This is a genomic window from Desulfolutivibrio sp., assembly GCF_036584575.1.
GTDB lineage: Bacteria > Desulfobacterota > Desulfovibrionia > Desulfovibrionales > Desulfovibrionaceae > Desulfolutivibrio.
The window spans coordinates 1-20,577 of record NZ_JAZHDB010000014.1 but is presented as its reverse complement, the minus strand read 5'-3'; the positions used below and the strand labels follow the sequence as shown (position 1 = coordinate 20,577).

Sequence of the window (20,577 nt, the reverse complement as noted above, 5' to 3'; positions counted from 1 at the left end):
ATGGAATCCTCTGTTGTAACGGAGACGCTCCCCGAGAGATTTGAAGAAAACCTGGACTTCGTGCGCAAGCACGTCGATTCGCGCTTTTGCGTCCTCGCTGCGCCCAGAGGAGAAAACAGCCAGCATCCGGAAAGTTACAGGGATGTGGAATGCGCCTTCGCCGCGGACATGCTGTCCCGCATCCAGGCCAGGGACGTGCTGGATATCGGCTCCTATCGATTGTTCACCATCGGTCTTGGCGCCGCCTTTGACGTCACCACCGTCGATGTCCGCCCGCGCAAGGTTCACACCGCCCGCGAGAAAACCCTGATCTGCGACGCAAAAAAACTGCGCGTCCAGGACGCATCCTTTGATGCGGCGGTGTCATTGTGCGCTGTGGAGCATTTCGGCCTGGGCCGGTATGGCGACGAGCTCGACATGGACGCCGACAGGACGGCCGTGCGCGAGATGACGCGGGTGCTCAGGCCCGGCGGCAGCCTGATCTTTACGACGACCATCACCGGCGCCCGACCCACCCTGCTGTTCAACGCACATCGCATCTACAGCCATGAGATGATCAAGGAGCTCTGCGCAGGCCTGACCCCTGTTGAGGAGCGCTTCTATAGCATGACGCAATGGCGTTTTTGCTCCCATGGCGAACTCACAGCCGTGCCCGGGAAGTGGGACATGTACCTGGGAATGTGGCGGGTTGCGCAATGAAGCCGACGGATGAATCCCTGCTGATCGACCAGGCGTCGGGCGCCATGAACGTCTCCATGTCATCGGGGAACGGATTGCTGAACACTGTCGCCCTGGGCTGCCAGGCGGCCATGGAATTCGCAACCACCCCCCGAAATTTCCAGAACCCTTTCGTGGTGCGTAAATGGCTGAAGCAGCTTCGCCCCGACCCCATCAGCGCCCTGCGCATCAAACCCAACCTCCGCCTGCCCAAAAAGACCCTGGGCTTCTCCTTTGCCTCCAATTCACTGGGACTGCGCGGCCCCGAGGCCAGAGACGCCGACAATGTCCTCTTCGGCACCTCCTACGCCATGGGCTTCGGCGTGGACAATGGCGCCAACTGGTACGAGCTCTGCCTGGACCCCGGCCGTTGGCTGAATCTGGCCCTGCCGGTGGGACCGGCGCAGCAGCGTGCGCTCTCTCACGCCTATTATCATGGCCGCCCGCGCCGGGCCCTGGTGCTGTATTTCGCCAATTTCTTTCCCTATGCCAAACGGTACCACGATTTCAGCGGGCAAGCCGACGACGTCTTCGAATATTTCCGGTGGCGTCATCGATACAAGGACTGCGCCCGGGTCATGGGCAAATTGCCCTTCAAGGTGGCACAAGCATTGCATAAAGGGAACATGCTTTTCCTCAAATCATCTCGCGGCGTGCACCTGCTCGACCTGAACTACGGAGTGCTCCACCGCCAAAGCACCGGGCAACTCTTCGAGAACACCGTCGCTGCATGGAGAACGTTGCTCCAACCGTTCGAATCGGTTCATGTGCTGCGCGTTCCATGCAAAAATGAAGCCGCCGCCGAATCGTTTCCCATTCATGGCCTGAACGCCCAGCGCTCGACGCTGGACGACAACTGGGAGTATTTCCGATCCGGTCTGCAGCGCCTGCCAGCCATCACGTTTCAGGATCTTTCCCGCTGCTTCGAACTGGAGGATTACCTGCTTTGGGACAATCACTACAACGAGCGGGGAAACCGCAAACTGGCGCACCATGTGTCGCTGGCCCTTCAAGGCCGTGACGTGAGGGCCGCATGACGACAGCGCGATCCAAACTTGTGCTCTTCCTCTCCAAGGAATGCAACTCCAACTGCCCTCACTGCCAGTGGCGGCTGTACGACGCGGATTTCTTCACCGGCGGGAGGATGCGTTTCGAAAAAGCCCAGGCCATCCTCGACTATTATTTTGACGCCGGACTACGCCACCCCCTGATCCAGGCCGAGGGCGAGATCCTGATGTATCCTTTTTACCAGGACGTGCTCCGTTACGCGCGACACAAGGGATACAACCGCTCCCCCCTGGTGACCAACGGCATTGTGCTCCACCGTTTCCATGAGCTCATTTTCGAGTATGTCAACGCCGTCACCGTGAGCATCGACGGCCACGACCACGAGACGTATCGCCGTACGCGGGGCGGCTCCCGCGCGATGTTCGAGCGGGTGACCGGCAACACGCGCCAGCTTGCCAGGGAAAAACGGCGACGCGGTCTGCCGCTCCCCGTGGGAATCAACTACATCGCCAATGTGGCCAACATCGAGCATATCCCCAAAATGATCGAGGTGGCCCAGCGCCTGGAGGTGGATTTCATCCGCTTTGGCAACTTCCACCCCATCGCCGCCCCCGGCCAGGCCGCCATCAAACCGCTCTTGGCCCACGATCAACGCGTCATGGACATCCTCTCCGCGGTCACGGCCCGCACGGACTACGCGGTCGGGGTCAAGATCCAGACGCCCTACAGCCTGCTCGGCGACCTGCGCTGCGACATGGTCGCGGAGCATGTGGTCATCGGCTCGGAAAGCGTCTATTCGCCCTGCTGCCACATACCGCCCTCGGCCGGGTTCGGCCGCTTCGAAGACGCTCCGGTCGGTTCCGAGGGGCTGGACCGGTTCCGCACGGCCTTCACCTCCGCTTCATCACACATGGAGCTGCCCTCCACCTGTGTCTATTGCCCCCGCCTGTCACCCGGTTATGCCGTATTTGACCCTGAATCCGGCGCCTGGACGGGCCTGGACGGTCTTGCGCGGGCGGCCGCCGCCACCGCCCTGCCGTGGGAGGACAGGCATGCTTAAGGCGGTCTTTTTTATCCGTCATTTCAATGACCTGGATCATTTCACCCCCGTCGTGCACCGCATGGCCGTGGAGGCCGATCTTTCCTGCGACCTGTGTTTTTTCACCCCCTACTATTACAACGGCGATTACCGCGTGAAGTTCCTCACCTCGCTGCCCAACGTGCGCCTGGTGGATGTTCGCGACTTTTTGCCGAAGCCCGCTCCCTCCGCCATGGGCCTCATCGGCGGGAAAGAGGCCCGGGCCATCCTGGATCACTGCCTGGAGGGCGCAAAAAAGGCCGTTGTCGCCCTTGACTGGATCATGAGCCTGTCCGATCAGGTCGGCGGCGCCTATCAGGCCATCGTCCAGGAGGCCCACCGCCGAGGACTGGCCGCCGTCTGCCTGCCGCACGGCGACAGTCCACAGTACAACAAGCTGCTTTACAAGGACCATTACACTTACAAGCAGGCCGACATCTACGGCGCCAGCGCGATATTCGACCACGTGGCGACCCCCAACGAGCTCTGCGCGGCGCGGTATCGACACCACCTGCCCGGGCACAGGCTGCATGTGCTGGGCTCGCCCCGCTACAACGACGAGTGGCTGTCGCTGCTCCCCGGCATCCTGCCTCCTCTCGACAAGCCGCTCCCTGAGGCCAGGCTCAAGATCGTGTTTTTCCTTTGCCACCCGGAGTTCGTGGTCTTCTGGGAAGAAGTGGGCCGTACATTGAGGCTGCTGGCCGCCATCCCCGGGGCGCACGTTCTCGTGGCGGGCCACCCGCGCAAGGTGTCCTATCTGGATGACTTCTTCGCCCAGCTTGAACGCGAGCCGGAACTGCAATCGCGCTTCACCTTCGAGACCAACGACCGGCCCTCGTCGTTACTCATCCAGTGGGCCGATCTGGTTCTCGACATGGGCACCAGCATCAACTTCGAGACCGTGCTCAACCGCAAGCCGCTCATCGTCATGGAGTATCTGCACGGCATGTGCTCCACCATCGCCCATTACATGCCGGAGATTGCGGCGCATTGCCGCGACCATCTGCTCGACGCCTGTATGGCGGTCCTGGCCGACGATCCGCCCCTGCCCGATCCCGGCAACCTGGCGCGGTTCAAGCAGGATGTGGTGACCTGCGGCGACGGCGACGTCCTCGCTCGCTACCGCGACCTGCTCATGCGCCTGCTTCGCGACGGCTGCGCCGCCCCCCCGCCTGAAGTCGAACCCGTCAGCCACGAGCGTGCAGCCGGAATCGATTTTCCAAACGACTTCTACCGCGACAGCTTTCCTGGCTTTGTCCGCATGGCGGACATGGCCCGCAGGCACGGTTGCCGGGACATCCTGGAGCTTGGCGCCGGAGTGACGACACTGCTCTTTGCCGAGCTGGCCCGCGACTCAGGCGCCAGGGTCACGAGTTGCGACATGTCCTTCGACGCCTTGAAAAGGTACCTGCCGTCGCCCGGGCATGAGGAACTGGTGCGGCGTCATGTCCGGCTCATCCAGGGCGCCAGCGTCACCGCCGCCCAGGTTCGCGCAGTCTATGAAGAACCCTTGAAGGAACTGGCCGACGTTCCCGTGGCCGAGTTCGCCCCCTGGCTCGCCAGCCAGCGACGCGGGACGCCCCGCCCCTGGCTGAAGGAACCGCTGGAACGCAGGGGGGGGGGAAGCTATTGGTCCATGCACGACATTTTTCTGCGCGGCGGGGCTGTTGAATTTCACCCGGACCTGTTGCACATCTATGCCGAGCGCGGCTACCAGCACATGCTCAACACCTTGGAGGATCTGGAAACACAGGGGCAGGCCGGATCTCTCGCCCTTTTGGACGACTCCGAGGGGTTCGACATGATCTTCTTTGATTCCGGCGAACTGGTTTCACTCGTGGAATGGAATATCCTCTGGCGTCGCATACGCCCGGGCGGTCTGGCGGCGTTTCATGACGTCTTCTTCCCGAAATCCGTCAAGAATTTCCTGATCTGCTCCAGCCTGCTCGCCAGTCCCATGTGGCGCCTTGTCTTTGTGGAAGAAAACACGCCGCAGGGGCTGATGATCTTTGCGAAGGGCGAGGGGCGCACGACATGCGGGAAGGACGCCGCATGACCATGCCCCCCCTGCTGATGCCCGTCTTCCCCCGCGATGCGCAAGAGCGCGCGGTCTGCCTGGAAGGCCTGCGCCCCGGCGGATGGCTGCGACGGTCGCTTACGCGCCTTGCCGAATACGGGACCACATACGGGACTGACGCGTTCATCTCGGCGGAGCCGACAGTTGCCAGGGAACTGATCGATTCCGGTGTCGTCTTCGTCCAGGCTGACGCCGGAGATCGCGCCAACAGGCATCTGCCTCCCGGGTCCGAGGCGCTGCTGGAGGCGTTGCTGCGAGAGGGGCGTCTGCGGCCTGATCAGCCGGTCATCATCCACGACTACCGCTATCCGCTGACGCTTGGGCGTCTGTCGGAGGCATCCCGCCTGCAGGACGACGGGAGTTGCGTCATGAGCGTCGCCGAACCGAGGGACCACCCCGTCCAGGCCAGGCAGGCCTTCGAGTTGCTCATGCTCGAAGAACTGGTTCTGAGGGATGACGACTCAGGCGGCACGCCGGAACACGCATGGCGTTCGCACTCCTTTCGAATTCTGGGTACGCAGGACACGCTCCAGGGTGAGGGCGGCTTTTTCAAGACCGTCGGGTGGTTCAGTCGCGTGATTCCCCAGGCATCCCTGCCCGCCTTCCCCCCCGGGACTGCGGCCCGGGCCGTCCCTGTCACGTCCGAAGGCGGGGCCCTGCGTCGGCTGGCGCCCGCAATGGACAGCGGACGCGACGACCTGGACATCATCGCCCTGCCGACGCTGCGCCGCACCGGCCGGTTCCCGGCTCTTGGCGCGCAACGCACGGGAAGCGGCCGTCTTCTGATTCTCGTCGATGAAACGCTTCTTGCCGAGGGACCGACCCTGTTGGGGACGTTTTTTTCGGATCGATTTCTGAATCTGCAGATGTTGTTTTCCCCGTGGAGCGACAAGCCTGGATCGCTGCGCGTGTCTTTCGCGGGGCAAACCTTTGTCCAGGTCGGCGAAGGGATCAGCATTCCGGACAAGGCCGCCTCGATTTTCATAGCCTTCATGAAGGCCGTGCCCCCCGAAGGCGATGTCTTCTGGACCGAAAACCTGAAACCCGCCGAGCCATTGTGGTCGACGACAGACGGCGCCGTATTCAGCGCGGACGGCGTCCCGCTCACCTGTTCCCAGCTCTTCCCCGCGGTCTGGGCGCCCCGCCCGGCGCTGACGGCGGGACCGGCCGCCATGCTGACGACCATCGATCCTGACGCCTGCAAGCCCCTACGGCTGGAAAGAACCGAAGACATCTGCGTCAATTCCCGACTCGCCATGTTGCAGTACGATGTTCTTTCCAAAGGGAACGACTCATGAAGGCGCGCTCATGGTTCAGCACCCTCCAACAGCGGTTGCAGGATCTACCTGCGAATCCGCAGCAGTGCACTCGCAGAAACATGGCCGCCTGCCTGAGCGAGTTGGAGGCCATCAAGCATGACTTGCTCGACAACGGCTACCCCGCCCAGCATGCGGCTATTCTCCTCAGCAATGAAACGCTGAGATCGAATTCCAGCCAACGCTCCAGCGCCTTGCTGGCCTTGATCTATAAACAAATCGGATGGCGCATCAACCACATCAAGGCCTGGCTCGCCAAAGAGTTCCCGGAGCTGCTTCAAAAGGCGGCCTTGGCGGGATGCGAGCTCGCCCTGGCGAACGACGATCATGACCTCGCCCGGGAGCGGTTGCGCTTTATCCTGCGCCATCTGCCTCTCGACGAAATCCTGCAGGACCGGCTTTCCTCGCTTGAAACCCACAGTGGCGCCTTTCCTTTCTGGCGCAGGAGCGGCGAGGGGGAAGCTGCGCTTTCGCCTGTCGCCGACGCCGCCATCCTGCCCGCCTGCAACGCCATGCTGTCCCTCTCCGCTGCCGGGGAGATGTTTCGCCACGATCCGAAGCAGGGCGTTCCCGTCCCGCTTCGGGACATGGCCGCCCCAGGCGGACGCTTTCTGCGGGGTCGCGAGGGGTTGGCGGTGTATCGGCCCACGTTCAGGGAACTGATGCGGATCACCGGGAACGGCGAACCCGGGAGACGTGACACGCTCCCCGTGGACGCCGACCAGACCCTCCTCGGCGGGTGCCTGACGGAACAAGGCCCCGTAGTGTTATTGACAGACGCGCATGCTGCGCGTCCACGCATCATGCGCGCCGAGGAACGCGGACTGGCCGACATCACCCCGGCATGCGTATCATTCCCCTGCGCCGTCGCAACCCATGGCGGTTCGCTGATCATTGCGGACGCGCATCGCCCCATGCTCTTCGAGTTGGATGCGGCGACGGGAGAGACCGCGCCCATGGCCGCCTCGTGGCCGCATGGACGGGCCATCGCCCTGGGCTCGGACAGTGCCTTCCTCTACCTGCTCAGCCATGAACACCTGGTCTGCCTTCGTCGCGACGACGCCGAGCCCGTGTTCGCCCTTGAGCTCCTGCAGCTTTCCGGCGGCGTTGGCAAAGGCGCCGCCTTCGACTGCGCCCCCTGCCCAGACTGCGCCGACATGGTCGTGGCCATGAGCGGTCCCGGCCCGCTGCACAGGCTCCACACACTTCGACGCACCCTACAGGAAACCGCCGCATGAGGATAACCTACTATCCGTTCATCTCGAGCCAGGAAGAGCTCAATGATCTGTATTACAGGGCCTGCTGGGCGCTTCCGGACATGCCTGAGCATACGGTGGTGTTTCCTTTCCACGTCCGGGCGTTCTCGCCGGGTGAGCCGCCCCGGCCCTTCGGCGTCAAGCCAGGCCAGAAGTTCCAGGCTGAATACCCCGTCATCCGGGACAATCCAGAGGTCATGGCCCTGCTGAACCGCTCCGACATCCTGCTCTTGTGGAACGACGACCTGAACAAGATGGAGCGCTACAATCTCACCGGATTCAACAAGCGCATATTCAACGTGAGCAAGGCCTCCAATGAATGGACCCTGGAGGCGTATCAATACGCCATCCTCAAGCACGAACTGACGCCGGAGCCGGGCCGCAAAAAGCTGGTCGCCGACAATCACGCCAAGCTCAAGCGCCTGGCCAGGGAGTTGCGGACCGGCGTGGCCTACGCCTTTGGCACGGGTCCGTCATTACCTCTGGCGATGGACATGGACGTGTCCGGATCCTTGCGCATCGTCTGCAACACCGCCGTGCGCAACCGCGAACTCATGGACCATCTTCGCCCGCAGATCATCGTCGCCGCCGACCCGGCGCTGCACTACGGCGTTTCCGGCTACGCCGCAGCCTTCCGCGAACACCTGCTCCAGGCCATGGAGCGTTACGGCTCCCACCTGCTGCTCCCCATGGGCTATTACCCCATGTTCCTTGCGCAGCACCCGGAAATGGCGTCCCGCAGCATCGCCGTTCCCGTCGTTCCCGCGGCGCCGGAGAACATCAGCCCGGATTTGACGGAAACGTTCCAGATCGCCTGCTACGCGAACATCCTCACCATGCTGCTGCTCCCTGTGGGTTCAACCATGGCCGATGAAGTCCGGATCGTGGGCTGCGACGGCCGCAACCCCTTGCCCGACGGGGACGATTCCGACCCCTCGCCCTTCTGGGCCCACCACACGGAGTCCGAATTCTCAGAGATGTACAATACGCTTAGGCAGTGCCACCCCAGCTTTTTTTTGCGCAACTTCACGGACTGGTACGCCGACCACTGCGAGGGTGTGCGCAAGGTGGTCGAAAAGGTGGAATCGGCCGGAAGGAAGGTGGTGGCGGTGACGCCGTCGTACATCCCAAGCCTGGCCGAACGGCTGGTTCCGGAATACCGCGACGCCTGCCTCAACACGCTGCGAAACGCGCCGCCGCCGCAGGAGGATTTCGAGTTCATCCACGACACCCGGTCCAAGGCGCGCTACACGGCCACCATCTTCGTCTCGCTCTACGGCGCGGAACGATTCATGGCCCCGCTGTTCCAGAATCTGTTTTCCCAGACGCTTTACCTTCGGGGCGAGATGGAAATCGTCCTCATCGACAGCGCCTCGCCAACCCACGAGCGGGAAATATTTTTGGCCATGGCGCAATCGAACGCACACGTTCTCTACGGCCGCACCCGGATGCGGGAAACCGTGTACGGCGCCTTCAACCGCGCCATCAAAATGGCCCGGGGCGCATACCTGATGAACCTGGGCGCCGACAACCGCTTCCGCACCGACGGCGCGGAGATCCTCGCCCAGGCGCTTGACCGGCGCCCTGACATCGGCCTGGTCTACGGCAACCACTACGTGACCATTTTCGAAAACGAGAGCTTCTACAACCATGTACGGTTCGGCCGCCTCTCCAGACCGGCGTTCTCGCGCGACATGATGTTGCACAAGTTCTACTTCGGCTCCGAGATGATGTGGCGCCGGTCGCTGCACGACCAGGTGGGCCTCTACGACGACTCCTTCATCGTCGCCGGCGACTACGAAATGGTCTGCCGCTTCGCCACTGCCACGGATTTCCTCCATGTGGACCGCTACTTCGCGCTCTACACCAAGAACCCGAAAGGCGTGGAACTGAGCAACCTTGAACGGTGCCGAGCCGAGGACGAACGTATCCGTGAAAAATACGCCGACATCTTCCCCATGGCCGTGGACCCGCCCCGCGTGCATGTCCACTACACCCTGGACAAGGACTTTCCCACTGACTACATGACCATCGTCTGCCACAGCATGAGCTTTGACAAGTCCGTCGCGCGTTCCGTGATGAAGATCGCCGAGAACCTCGAATTCCCCTTCATCCTCTACTGCACCGACCAAAACTCCTCCCAGGCGACCAAAGACAGCATCGCCTGGCTCATCGCCGAAGGCTTGGCTGTAGACGGCGGCAACCTGGCGCCCAGCTCCCGGGCCCTGTTCGAGTCCCGCATCGCCTACAGCCCCACCCTGCGGTTCATGCTGCTGGCGCACGGCGAGACCATGCTGCTGGACAAAAACTTCATGGACATGAACAGACCGCGTCTCACCGCATATTTCAAGGATGCCCACAAGCGGTTGACCGAGGGTTTCGCCCGTCGGATCTCGACGGAACCGGTCAGGGGGCTTGAGCCCGAGTTGATCCGCACCTTCAGCGACCATCACGAATTCGAGCGCCTCGACCTGGCCCCGCATCATGGCCTTGACCACGACAAGGCGGCCACGGGCTGCGCAGACGGCGACCTGACCGTATTCATCCAGCACTATTCGCCTAAAGGGCAGGAAAACATCTTCCGCGAGGCCCTCAAACGCTGCATCGCCTCGGTACGGGAACAGCGCTGCGACGCCGATGTCCGCATCGTCGTATCGGACGACGGCTCACCCTGGTCGGCCGGACTTTCCGGGAACAACCCCGCAAGGTTGATCAAGGCGCATGACAGGGCCTCCCTGGCCATGTTCCCGGCCATGGCCGACATCGACGCCGATCTTTACCTCTACAAGCCGCGCACCGGCTACTTCTCCAAGGGCTTGTTGTGGAATACGGCCGTGAACATGACCGCGTCCCCCAGGCTGCTCTTTCTGGACGATGACCACCATTTCCTGCGCATGGACTCCATCGCCACATACATGGCCCTGTTGGACAGGTACGAACTGGTGGTCGGAAACACCCGCGAATACGTGTTTCGCGACATCGACGCGGTGCGCCACCGTCTTGCCCTGGGCTACGACAGCCCCGTGGTGCAGGGCTCCAACTTCGCCCTGCGGCGCGAACTGCTTGCGGCGGTGGGCGGCATCCACCCCAGCACCTTCCTTTGGGGCACGGGCGACGATCCCGCGCTTTTCTGGTCGCTGTACCGGCTGCTGCGGCCCACAACGCCGGGCACGCCGAAACGCGCCTGCTACGCCGAGGCCATTGTCACGGAAAATCCCTACTCCGGACGCTGGCGTGAGGACTGCCGCGTGGACCTCGAACTCTTTCTCAGCGATTTCCTGCGGGTATACGGCGTGCATCCCAACAACAACCCAAGCCGGAAGCGCCGCGCCTGGATGGACCGCATTCCCGATCCCGAGGCGGCAGCCCGCGTCCAAGCCGCACCTGTCGAACAGTCCGCCGCCGACACGCCCGCCCTGACGCTGGTCATCCCCACACCCACAGCGAGCCTTGAGGATATCTGGATCACGGCGGCGGCGATCGCCGATCAACGCCTGCCCGAGCCGCACACCATCATCCTCGCCGCCGGGAGGGACTTCTCCCCTGATGACGCCCGGGTCTTTCACAAGGACATCAAGATTGTCTCTACCGGCGCCGACTCCCCGAGGGAGGCGCTGCGCCAGGCTATGGCCGGGGTCGTCTCGCCCATGGTCGGCTGGATGGCGCCCGGCGTCATGCCCGCCGAGAAGTTGCTCAAGGGCGCGCTGACATGCCTCCGGGAAACCGGGGCCGACATCGTCTACGGCGCCAGCGCCCGGTTCGACGCCAGACGAATGCGCCTCAGCCACGCCGCCCCGCCTGACATGGAGGTGGAAACCGCGCTGGACGTTTCCAGACAGTGGCGTCCGGGGCAGCCTGTTTTCGGGCACACGGATGCGGTGCGATCCTTGTTGGAATCAAGTCTGCATAATGAGCTATGGGATCTGGACGCGCTTTTCGCCGCACAACGGCAGGGCCTGCGCATTCATGCCAAGGCCCAGACCTTTTCCATCCACAACCCCGTTTGCCAGCGCGACACCATGCCATCCAAGGCCGCAGCGCTTCTGATCGCCCGGTATGGCGACACCATGGAACGGATATTGGCCGCGGATTTCACGCGCGGGGGGGGGGCCTGCCAAAAACCCGATTCGTCTTGCGAAAACACGCGCCTGGTCCCCTGGTGCAAGAATATGGAGGAACGGTTGCGCTGGCTGTGGCGCATTGTCGTCCAGGCGGCGCGCGGGAAAACCTGCAAAACAGCCATCTACGGCGCCGACAAGGACGCGGAGCTGCTGTTGAGGCTCTTCTGGCCGCGCGGCCTGGAGCCTGTCTGCCTGCTGCACGACGGCGCCCATGAGGCGCTGTGCGCCGGTCTGCCCGTGGTGGAGCTGAAGGACGCCGCCGATATGCCCTTCGGCCTGGTCGTTCCCTCCTCGGCCCACAGCCAGGAGCGGATGGCGCGGCTATCCCCCGAAACCTACCCGTGGCTGCGCCTGGCGCGCGCCGCGCAAGACCATTGACAACGGAGATCCGCCTTGTACGATTACGCGAAAATTTCCACCACCCTCGAGCTCCATGGCGGCGATGTCGAAGTCTTAAGCGAACGCAACAAATGCCTGCGCGAATGGGAATGGCCCTGGACGCTGAAAATCGCGCGGGAATGGCCCGTAAGGGGCAGATCCCTGGACGCCGGGTGCGGCGCCAGCCGTATGCCGATGTGGATGGGCGAGATGGGCTACCAGCCCACCGGCGTTGACAACTTCGATTACGCCGACGCCAATCCAGACTATGTGGAACGCGCCCGCAGGCATTTCGCGGCCAACGACCCGACCGTCACCGGCTACGACCTGGTGGAAGCCAGCCTTGACGACATGCCCTTCGAGGACAACTCCTTTGAGGTCATCACCTGCGTGTCGGTGATGGAGCACATCTACGATCCCAAAAAACCGCTGGCCCACCACAAGCATCTCGACGAGATGAAACGCGTCCTTCGGCCGGGGGGGCTGCTGATCTGCACCTACGATGTGCATATCACTCCGGGCATCAACGACCGTGTGCTCGGCTTCGACTACATCATCGACGTGGAGTACCTGACCAGGACGGGAATGCGGCCGCTGGTCCCCGGCCATATCGTAAACCGGGTGGATATGGCTCTGGACTGCGACACCCTGAGCTACCCGCCGTACATTTTTATGAAGAACCATTACAAGTGCAAGCCGATGTTTTGCCGTCAGACTTCGTTCGGATTCGCCCTGGTAAAGTTGGAGAAGTAATGAGCGGCCCCGCTTCTGTTGCCGGGTTCAAGGCGCATTGAGCATCGTACGGGCAGCGACGAAAAAGAGGATCACATGTTCACACTTGACGACCTGATCACGCAACGTCCTCCCCTGCACAGGCATGGCGACGGCCGCAAGGCCAGCTGGGGCGCCAGCGAAACCGTTCTCAAATTCATCATGGACCATGCCGGACCCCATTCCAAGACGATAGAAACCGGAGCGGGGCACTCCACCATCGCCTTTGCCCTCAGCGGGGCGGAGCACTACGCTGTTTTCCCGGAGCCCTATCTGGCCGACACCGTCGGCGACTTCCTCGACGACAACGGGATTGCCCGCGACAAGCTGCATTTGCTCAACGGCCCGTCCCAGGACATCCTCCCGGCCCTGAAGGAGGACGGTTTCGATCTCGTATTCATCGACGGCGACCACGCCTTCCCGGTTCCCTTTATGGACTGGTATTACCTGGGCCGACGAATGAAACCAGGTGGCCTGCTCATCATCGACGACACGCAAATCTGGACAGGCCACGTCCTCAAGACGTTTCTCATGATGGAGCCGGAATGGCGGCTCATCAAAGACTGCTACGGCGCATCTTTTTTTCGGATGGAAGAGCCGTGGAGCGGCAAATGGTGGGGCAAGCAGGCCTATACCGTCATTCACAGCAGTTTCAAGCCCGGGGATGAAAACCTCTTCACGCCGCATATCAGGGAAATGTTGCTTCCCGTCTACGAGAGCGACAAATGAGGCCGGACCCATTTGAGGCCAAAAATACGACGCCATGAAGCGACCATCTCTCGTTTCCATTATCATACCTGCCTATAACTACGCGCATTTTCTCCCTTTTACCCTGAAAAGCGCGATCCGGCAGGATGTGGACAGGGAAATCATCGTGGTGGACGACGGCTCCACTGACAACACGCAGGCGGCATGTGAGCCCTTCGCGGATCAAATCACCTTTATGCGTCAGGAAAACAAGGGCCTTTCGGCCGCGCGTAACAGGGGGATCGAAGCGGCAGGCGGATCCTTTCTCGTTTTCTTGGATTCGGACGACCTGTTGCCGCCCCGGGTGCTCTCCAGCCAGTTGCGGCGCCTGGAAGAACAACCGGACTGCGGCCTTGCGGTCTGTCGCAGCGAGTTCTTCGCGGATGTGGACGCCGCTGGCGAGCCTCTCCCGCAAGGGGAATGGCGGCTCTTTCGCGACGATCTGGACGTTCATCTGTGCCACTTCAATATCGCGCCGCCCCATGCGTTCATGACCCGCCGCGAGACGGTCGAGGCGGCCGGGGGGTTCGATACGGGGTTAAAAGCCTGTGAGGACCATGATTTCTGGTTTCGCCTGACCCAAGGCGGCTCGCGCCTGGCGGCCAATCACCGCGCCCATGTCCTCTACCGCCGCCACCCGGACAGCATGTCGCGCAACGCCGCGCGCCAGCACGCTCATGACGCCATGCTGCACCAGCGTATCGCAAACGCGCTACTGCATGGCGGCCACCTTCCCGACGCACGTCTTGAGGGGCTTGTGGCCTGTCTGGCGGGTTGTCTGTTGACCGGTTCGCGACTGATCATCAGCCAACCGGACGCCGCCAACGCCCTGCTTCGTAGCGCATGCCAACTGGCGTCAAGGATTCATCAGGAATCGCCGCACCCCGGGAGGGTGCCGCATACGCTTAAATATTTCGCATTGCGGATTCGACGCAGCCTGATTGGCCTGGCCCAGGAGCGTCCCGCTGAAGCGTCGGAGATCGCCGCCCACCTTCAACTCGCGCTGCCGTCTCATTTTCCGGCGGGCAACGCCGCCCTGGCGCCGGACATTGAGGCCGCGTTATCGGGGCTGGATACGGTGTTGTATCGAGATTAGCCGGGATCGAACAGACGGGCGGCCCTTCATTCCGTGGAGAGCTTGCACAGGCAGCCGCCGTCGATGACGAAGCTCTGCCCGGTGATGAAGGCGGACTTTTCCGGGTCGGCCAGAAAGACCACGGTCTGGGCGATGTCTTCCGGTCGGCCGATGCGCCCCAGGGGATGGCGGCTGGCAAGCTGGGCGCAGGGCGCCTCGCCGCCCTGCTCTCCATAGAGGTCGCGGGTCAGGCCCCGGCGCAACATGTCCGTGTCCACGGCCCCGGGCAAGACGACATTGGCCCGCACCAGCGGGGCGAATTCCAGGGCCATGGTCCTGGTCAAGGCCACAAGCCCGCCCTTGCTGGCGGCGTAGGCCCCGATGGCCGGGGAGGTGGCCACGGCGTGCACCGAGGCGATATTCACCACGGCCCCGCCCGCTCGTTTGAGATGTCCCAGGAGTTCCACGGCCAGGACGAACGGCGCGACGAGATTTACGTCCAGGACGGCGCGAAACTCCGCCACGCCGGTCTCGGCCAGGGGCTTCGTAATCTGGAGGGCGGCGTTGTTGACCAGGCAGGCCAGGCCGTCCTCGCGCTGCCGCACCTGTGCCGCCACGGCCACGGCCTGGTCCTCCCGGGACAGGTCGGCGATGAAAAACCCGACGAACAGGGCGGCATCCTCCGGGCGCTCCGGCTGGTCCAGGTCCGCGCCGTAGACCCGAAGCCCCTCCCGGCACAGGGCCTTGGCGCAGGCCAGGCCGATCCCCCGGGCCGCGCCCGTGATCAAGGCCGCGCCGTTCATCCCCGCCCTTCCAGCACGGCAAGCAGGTTGTCGATGGTGCTGCGGTGGATTTTCTCCCAGTACAGGGCGCTGGAATTGGCGTTGTGCGGGGCCATGAGCACGTTTTTCATGGCCAGAAGCGGGCTGTCCGCAGGCAGGGGCTCGTGCTCGAAGACGTCCAGGGCCGCGCCCGCCAGCCTCCCGGATTGCAGGGCCCGGACCAGGGCCGGTTCGTCCACCACCGGTCCCCGGCTGGCGTTTATCAGCACCGCCCCGGGCTTCATGAGGGCGAACTGGGCGTCGCTCATGAGATGGTGGCTGGTGGGATTCAAATCCGTGTGCAGGGAAACGAAGTCGCTTTTCGCCAGAAGCTCGTCCTTGCCGGTCACCACAAGTCCTGTCCCGGCCACGAAGGCGGCCGGAATCTCCCGGATGTCGTGCCCGAGCACGGTCATGCCCAGGGCGCGCAGGGTGCGCACCGTGGCCTTGCCCGTGTCGCCCACCCCGATGACCCCCAGCACGCACTCGGAAAGCACCCGGCCAGGCAGCTTTTTCCATACCCCGGCGTGCATGAGGTCGTTGCTGTCCACGATGCGCCGGGTGAAGGCCAAAAGGAATCCGAGCACGGTCTCGGCCACGGGCACGCTGAAGGCGTCGGGGGTGCGGCGGATGGCCACGCCCCGGTCGGCGCAGGCCGCCGCGTCCAGGGAGTCCACGCCGGTGCCCCATTTGGAGAGCACCTTCAGGCGCGGCGCGGCCTCGATGACCCGGCGGGTGAAGCGGTCGTCGCCGCACATCACGCCGTCGATATCCGCCATAAGCGGCAGGAGATCCTCCTGCTCCAGGCGCTCCCGCACCTGGGGAATCACAAGCTCCACGCCCCTGGCCTCAAGCTCGGGCCGAAAGCGTTCGATGACGGGTTGCAGATACGGCGCGGTGACCAGCACTTTCCATTTCATGATGCGTCCTTTTGCAGCTTTTTGGCGCGGTAGACCAGTTCCGCGAGTTGAAAATCGAATTCCTCGTCGATGTCCATGGCCTCCTGGGGCGGGACCGGGAAAAGCAGGGGCCGCTCGCCGATGCGGTTGCCATGGCGCTTCAGGGAGGCGGCGGAGAAAAGGTACAGGTTGGAATTTTCCTCGTAAACCGGCGGCAGATCCTGGGTGCGCAGGAGCACCTGGGGATCATGGTTCAGGGGGCGGCCTGCGGCGTCCCACAGCCTCGTCTGCATGGCCGTCACCGAAAAAAGGGAATCGTGTTCCGGCAGGGCGGCGGCGAAGGCGTCCACGGCCCGGGCGATAGTCTCGGGCGTCAGCAACGGATTGGTGCTGTGGGTCTGGAGATAGTAGTCCGCCGGGAAAAGCTCCACGTCGTGCAACAGGATGCGGTTCATGGGCACCTCGCCGCCGCAAAGTTCGGCGGGGCGCTCAATGCATACCACGTCCGGGAAATGTCTGGCCGCGTCATCGCGGATGCGCGGGCTGTCGGTGTCGATGACGATTTTGCGGATACGGCCGCAGGCCAGCAGGGCGCGCACGATGTGGTGGTACAGGGGAAGCCCGCCGAAGTCGCGGTAGTTCTTCCCGGGCGCCCGCTCGCTTTGGTGGCGCATGGGCGCCAGGGCCACAATGTCCAGGGCTGGGTGGGCCATCAGCGCAAGCCCCGGCGCGGCCCCCGGCAGGCGGAGGCGTCACAGGGTGTATTTTTCATCGAAGCGCTCCGGGTAGGGGACGCGGCCCTCCGGCATGGGCGGGGCCTGTTTCACGGGACGCGGCGCGGGGGCGGCGGGATAGTAGAACCGCTTCTTGAGCAGGTCCGAGACCGGCTCCGTCTGGCGGCTCCCCCGGTAGGCGCCCCAGAACTGCATGAGCCGAAAGACCAGGATATTCCGGACATGGCGCGACAGGATTTTTTCGCTCCAGGCGCTTCTGCAGTCGTTGGCCACATTGCCCGCATACAGTCGGCAAAAGTCCCACAGGGTGAGCCGGGCCTCGGGATACATGCGGCGATAGGCGATGGCCTCGCGGCGGTAGCGGTTGCGCACCGTGGCCGGGCGCTCCTCATGGACGTGGATGACCTCGGCGGCGGCGGAATAGGCGACGCGTCGCCCTCCCAGGACGGCCCGCCGGGCGAAGTCCAGATCCTCGAGACCGGTCAGGGATTCGTCGAAGCCGAGCGTCTGCCACACGTCGCGGCGGATGGCGCTGTTGGCGTTGTTGCAGAAGGGGTGTTCCTGGTCAGTCTGGTCATGACTTGGATACCAGGCCCGGAAAATCTGCCGCTCGCTGTAGCTGCTCAGGTGATTCCCCCGCTGTTTGCCGTAGGTCACGGCCACGGCCGGATCGGCGAACGGCGCCAGCAGGCTGTCCAGCCAGGTCTGATAGACCGGATAGGCGTGGGCGCTCACGAAAACCAGGAACTCCCCCCGGGCGGCGCGGGCCCCCAGGTTGCAAGAACGGCCGAAGGAGAAGGCCTCGGGGGCCAGAGACAAAATTTTGACGCCGTGGGCGGCCAGGATGCGCAAGGTGTCGTCCGTGGAGCCGGAATCCACGGCGATGATCTCGTAGTCCCGCATGGACTGTTTCGAAATGCCGTACAGAAGGCGCGGCAGGGGCGCCGCCTCATTGTAGCATCGGATGATGATGGAGCATCGTACGGACATGGGATGCCTACCGGGTTGCGGTCAGGGCGGTGTAGTCCGCCCGGGGAAAGGCCTCCAGCTTGCCGCCTGCCGTGGCGTTGAGGATTCGCCGTGCCCGGCCGGAGACGAAGGCCTGCGCCAACGCGTAGGAGGGCAGCACCCTGTCCAGGCGGGGGTTGTGCCAGCGTTTGCCGGGCCCGAAATAGGCGGGATGGAAATGGTTCACGTCCTGCTCCCGGGAGGTGATCTCCTCCTGGCCCGTGGCATAGTCCGGCACCGTGTAGTCGAAATCCACGCCAATGAGGCAGATGGGGTCGCAGCCCATGTAATAGGCCAGTTGGATGGCCAGATAGGTCACCGTCGATCCCCAATAAACCTTATCGGCGGCATCCTCGGAAAATTGAGGGTAAGGCTTGTACAAACGGGGGAAATTCACCCAGCAGACGTCCGGGCCGTCCGTCAGGGCGTGGGCGAGGTCCGTGGGAAAAAACTTGACCATGCCCCTTAGGGCGTTGATCTCCCGGCTGTTGTCCTCGGCCACGAACACGTCCTCCACCGTGTAGTAGGTGGGCCGAAAGCCCAAGGTCTCGAATCCCAGAAAGATGCAGTTCATGCCGAAGGTGATTTCATCCCGCAATGGCGCAAGGTCCATGGTATTGAGGCTCGGTCCGTTGCCGACGATGAAGCACCGCCGCCCGCTGTGGATGTCCTTGAAATCGCTCACCGCAGGCATCGTCATCCTCCAGGGCTTATGCAACGTTTGCAGATAAAATCGTCCGGGCTGGCGACCCGCCCCGTAACCATGCCGGAAAGCTCTGCATAGGCCGGTCCGGCCAGAATGGCGTCCAGATCCTGCTCGACGATGCTTCCGAAGACCGTCTCGCGATGGTAGTCCATGCAGCACAGGATCAGTTCTCCGGTGTACAGGATGTGCAGCCAGCGGTCCAGCCTGGGGCAGGCAAATCCGGTCAGGTCCGGGCGCACTGCGGCGTCCAGCCGAACCTGGTTGCGGCGGATGGTCCCGGCCCGGTCGTGGTAATGGATCCAGTTGATGCCCGGCCGGGTGCGCACGCCATGCCGGGCCAGCTGACCTTCCCAGAAGCGGCGGTAGTCGTCCTGGCTGAATTCAAAATCATGGCGCAGGGCGGGCGTGAATCCCTGCCCCGCCCCCCGGATGATCACCCGCAGGGGAACCTCGTCGGAGAGCTTGAGCAGCCCAACCACGTTGTCCAGGCAACGCTCGTAGTCGATGCCCATGACCCCCTGGTGGGTGCGCTTGTCAACACCGTGGAAGCTCACCCATATCTCGTGGGGCACGTCCGCGAAGAGCTCGGCCAGCCGGTTCGCGGCGGCCGCGTCCAGGGCCAGGGCGTTGGTGGACAGCTCCAGGGACGTAAATCGCAGGCGCTTTTTGATCTCGGCGATCCGCTCAAAGATGGCCGGATCAAGCAGAGGCTCGTTTTCCAGATAGGGGCAGACCTTCCCCAGGGCGTGCGGCGCCAACTGGGACAGGACGCGCTCGAAGACCACGTCGCTCATGCGCCCGGGGTGCTTCTTGTGCCAGCTGTCCAGGTACGGACAGATGATGCACTTGCCGGAGCAGGCGGAGGTGGTCTGGATCTGAATATCTCTCACGAATAGGCTCCCTCGGGTCGAAGATGCGTGATCGAAGCGCAAGATCTCTTGCAAACCCCGTGCCTTGGCCAGCGGCGCCGTCCGGGACGCCTCGAAAAAACAACACGTCCAACCTGTTCACCGCAAGGCTGCGGGAACGGACTGCACCGGCCCGGCGCTAGAAGGCCTTGCGGAAGAGCTTGGGAAGGGATTGAACATAGGCGGCGGTTTTCGGGCCACGGTGCAACACGAAAAACACCTTCGCCCCCAGACTGCCGAGGAACACCTTGAAATAGGATGCCGTCAGGCCCGTAAGCCGCGCCAGCCGGTTCATGCTGGAATAGTTCCAGGCGCACAGATGGGTGCGGTGCCGCCAGTAGTCCGGGCTGTGGCCCGGGTGCTGGGACAGGGGGCCGCCCACCCGGAAATCCGTGCAGCCCACGATGGCCGATTCCGGCCGCAGGCGGGAGGTCAAAACCCGCACGTCCCGCAAGGGGCTGGCGAAATGCTCGAAGACCTCGAAGGCCGAAATGAGGTCGAAGGAGACCTCGGGAAGCTCGTCACGGTGAAAGAAGCTGTCCGGCCCGAAGGCCTCCCGGCGTTGCCGGATGAGCGGCCGCCACAGATCGCAGCCCACGGCGTGGACGCCCCTGGCCCGCAACTGCTCGAAAACCAGGCTCCAGCCCACGCCGTAGAGCAACACGTCCGTCCAGCCCATGGCCTCAAGAAACAGGTCGCAGAAAAAACGCTCCCTCCGGTGGACCAGGGAGTCCGGGGGGAGTTTGGCCCCGCCCGCCTCCCCCTGGTCCAGGACGGCCGCTTCCCCGGCCGGGGGCAGGTGGGCCACCAGCCCGCAGTCGGGACACAACAGCCAGTCCTTGCCATGGCTGTGCTCGTAAAACACCAAGCCCGCGCCGCACAGGCCGCACGGCGCTCCGGCCACGGCCAGTCGAAGCGTCAGGCCAATGGCTTGCAAATCTCCGTCAGATAAAAACA

General features: G+C 63.4%; 17 protein-coding genes. 10 read left to right on the top strand and 7 right to left on the bottom strand.

Annotated features, from left to right (window positions below; genetic code table 11):
• The 10 genes from V3572_RS01120 to V3572_RS01075 all read left to right on the top strand — a co-directional run bounded on the left by V3572_RS01120 (position 1) and on the right by V3572_RS01075 (position 14,565).
• A complete protein-coding gene (locus V3572_RS01120) occupies positions 1-699 on the top strand; it encodes a methyltransferase domain-containing protein (protein ID WP_332109131.1) in 699 nt (232 codons plus the stop codon).
• A complete protein-coding gene (locus V3572_RS01115) occupies positions 696-1,754 on the top strand; it encodes a hypothetical protein (RefSeq protein WP_332109130.1) in 1,059 nt (352 codons plus the stop codon). The genes V3572_RS01120 and V3572_RS01115 overlap by 4 nt, the downstream gene beginning before the upstream one ends.
• A complete protein-coding gene (locus V3572_RS01110; RefSeq protein WP_332109129.1) occupies positions 1,751-2,785 on the top strand; it encodes a radical SAM protein in 1,035 nt (344 codons plus the stop codon). The genes V3572_RS01115 and V3572_RS01110 overlap by 4 nt, the downstream gene beginning before the upstream one ends.
• Positions 2,778-4,859 carry a hypothetical protein gene (locus tag V3572_RS01105; protein ID WP_332109128.1) on the top strand — a complete coding sequence of 694 codons (2,082 nt, stop codon included), beginning with the start codon at positions 2,778-2,780 and terminating at the stop codon, positions 4,857-4,859. Before V3572_RS01110 ends, V3572_RS01105 begins: the two co-directional genes overlap by 8 nt.
• A complete protein-coding gene (locus V3572_RS01100; protein WP_332109127.1) occupies positions 4,856-6,178 on the top strand; it encodes a hypothetical protein in 1,323 nt (440 codons plus the stop codon). The genes V3572_RS01105 and V3572_RS01100 overlap by 4 nt, the downstream gene beginning before the upstream one ends.
• A complete protein-coding gene (locus V3572_RS01095; protein WP_332109126.1) occupies positions 6,175-7,434 on the top strand; it encodes a hypothetical protein in 1,260 nt (419 codons plus the stop codon). The genes V3572_RS01100 and V3572_RS01095 overlap by 4 nt, the downstream gene beginning before the upstream one ends.
• Positions 7,431-11,951, top strand: a complete 4,521-nt coding sequence (locus tag V3572_RS01090; RefSeq protein ID WP_332109125.1) for a glycosyltransferase — start codon at positions 7,431-7,433, stop codon at positions 11,949-11,951. The genes V3572_RS01095 and V3572_RS01090 overlap by 4 nt, the downstream gene beginning before the upstream one ends.
• Positions 11,952-11,966: 15 nt before the next feature.
• Positions 11,967-12,704: a class I SAM-dependent methyltransferase gene (locus tag V3572_RS01085; RefSeq protein ID WP_332109124.1), complete on the top strand. Its 738-nt coding sequence runs from the start codon at positions 11,967-11,969 to the stop codon at positions 12,702-12,704.
• 75 nt (positions 12,705-12,779) lie between these two features.
• Positions 12,780-13,451 (top strand): O-methyltransferase, encoded by a 672-nt coding sequence (locus V3572_RS01080; protein ID WP_332109123.1) that lies wholly within the window; start codon positions 12,780-12,782, stop codon positions 13,449-13,451.
• A 34-nt stretch (positions 13,452-13,485) separates the two neighbouring features.
• Entirely contained in the window at positions 13,486-14,565 is a 1,080-nt protein-coding gene (locus tag V3572_RS01075; protein WP_332109122.1) for a glycosyltransferase family 2 protein, read from the top strand.
• A gap of 26 nt (positions 14,566-14,591) precedes the next feature.
• Here the strand turns inward: V3572_RS01075 and V3572_RS01070 are convergent, their stop codons facing one another.
• The 7 genes from V3572_RS01070 to V3572_RS01040 all read right to left on the bottom strand — a co-directional run.
• On the bottom strand, positions 14,592-15,347 hold the full coding sequence (locus V3572_RS01070) for an SDR family NAD(P)-dependent oxidoreductase (RefSeq protein WP_332109121.1): 756 nt from the start codon (positions 15,345-15,347) through the stop codon (positions 14,592-14,594).
• Entirely contained in the window at positions 15,344-16,285 is a 942-nt protein-coding gene (locus V3572_RS01065; RefSeq protein ID WP_332109120.1) for a phosphoglycerate dehydrogenase, read from the bottom strand. Before V3572_RS01065 ends, V3572_RS01070 begins: the two co-directional genes overlap by 4 nt.
• Positions 16,282-16,977 (bottom strand): acylneuraminate cytidylyltransferase family protein, encoded by a 696-nt coding sequence (locus V3572_RS01060; protein ID WP_332109119.1) that lies wholly within the window; start codon positions 16,975-16,977, stop codon positions 16,282-16,284. Before V3572_RS01060 ends, V3572_RS01065 begins: the two co-directional genes overlap by 4 nt.
• Positions 16,978-17,016: 39 nt before the next feature.
• Positions 17,017-17,988 (bottom strand): glycosyltransferase family 2 protein, encoded by a 972-nt coding sequence (locus tag V3572_RS01055; protein WP_332109118.1) that lies wholly within the window; start codon positions 17,986-17,988, stop codon positions 17,017-17,019.
• A gap of 7 nt (positions 17,989-17,995) precedes the next feature.
• The gene (locus V3572_RS01050) at positions 17,996-18,700 is read right to left on the bottom strand and encodes a 6-hydroxymethylpterin diphosphokinase MptE-like protein (RefSeq protein WP_332109117.1); all 705 of its coding nucleotides are present in this window, start codon (positions 18,698-18,700) and stop codon (positions 17,996-17,998) included.
• Between the two features lie 2 nt (positions 18,701-18,702).
• Positions 18,703-19,602, bottom strand: coding sequence for a radical SAM/SPASM domain-containing protein (locus tag V3572_RS01045; protein WP_332109116.1), 900 nt, complete (start codon positions 19,600-19,602; stop codon positions 18,703-18,705).
• 157 nt (positions 19,603-19,759) lie between these two features.
• Positions 19,760-20,577: methyltransferase domain-containing protein (locus V3572_RS01040; protein WP_332109115.1), on the bottom strand; the 818-nt coding region annotated here is incomplete at its 5' end.

What these genes read in the sequence shown, in the direction of transcription:
- V3572_RS01095 (WP_332109126.1), top strand. Translation starts at nt 6,175, where the DNA reads ATGAAGGCGCGCTCATGGTTCAGCACCCTCCAACAGCGGTTGCAGGAT.
- V3572_RS01075 (WP_332109122.1), top strand. Translation starts at nt 13,486, where the DNA reads ATGAAGCGACCATCTCTCGTTTCCATTATCATACCTGCCTATAACTAC.
- V3572_RS01055 (WP_332109118.1), bottom strand. Translation starts at nt 17,988, where the DNA reads ATGTCCGTACGATGCTCCATCATCATCCGATGCTACAATGAGGCGGCG.
- V3572_RS01110 (WP_332109129.1), top strand. Translation starts at nt 1,751, where the DNA reads ATGACGACAGCGCGATCCAAACTTGTGCTCTTCCTCTCCAAGGAATGC.
- V3572_RS01050 (WP_332109117.1), bottom strand. Translation starts at nt 18,700, where the DNA reads ATGCCTGCGGTGAGCGATTTCAAGGACATCCACAGCGGGCGGCGGTGC.
- V3572_RS01065 (WP_332109120.1), bottom strand. Translation starts at nt 16,285, where the DNA reads ATGAAATGGAAAGTGCTGGTCACCGCGCCGTATCTGCAACCCGTCATC.
- V3572_RS01090 (WP_332109125.1), top strand. Translation starts at nt 7,431, where the DNA reads ATGAGGATAACCTACTATCCGTTCATCTCGAGCCAGGAAGAGCTCAAT.
- V3572_RS01100 (WP_332109127.1), top strand. Translation starts at nt 4,856, where the DNA reads ATGACCATGCCCCCCCTGCTGATGCCCGTCTTCCCCCGCGATGCGCAA.
- V3572_RS01105 (WP_332109128.1), top strand. Translation starts at nt 2,778, where the DNA reads ATGCTTAAGGCGGTCTTTTTTATCCGTCATTTCAATGACCTGGATCAT.
- V3572_RS01120 (WP_332109131.1), top strand. Translation starts at nt 1, where the DNA reads ATGGAATCCTCTGTTGTAACGGAGACGCTCCCCGAGAGATTTGAAGAA.
- V3572_RS01115 (WP_332109130.1), top strand. Translation starts at nt 696, where the DNA reads ATGAAGCCGACGGATGAATCCCTGCTGATCGACCAGGCGTCGGGCGCC.
- V3572_RS01080 (WP_332109123.1), top strand. Translation starts at nt 12,780, where the DNA reads ATGTTCACACTTGACGACCTGATCACGCAACGTCCTCCCCTGCACAGG.
- V3572_RS01060 (WP_332109119.1), bottom strand. Translation starts at nt 16,977, where the DNA reads ATGGCCCACCCAGCCCTGGACATTGTGGCCCTGGCGCCCATGCGCCAC.
- V3572_RS01070 (WP_332109121.1), bottom strand. Translation starts at nt 15,347, where the DNA reads ATGAACGGCGCGGCCTTGATCACGGGCGCGGCCCGGGGGATCGGCCTG.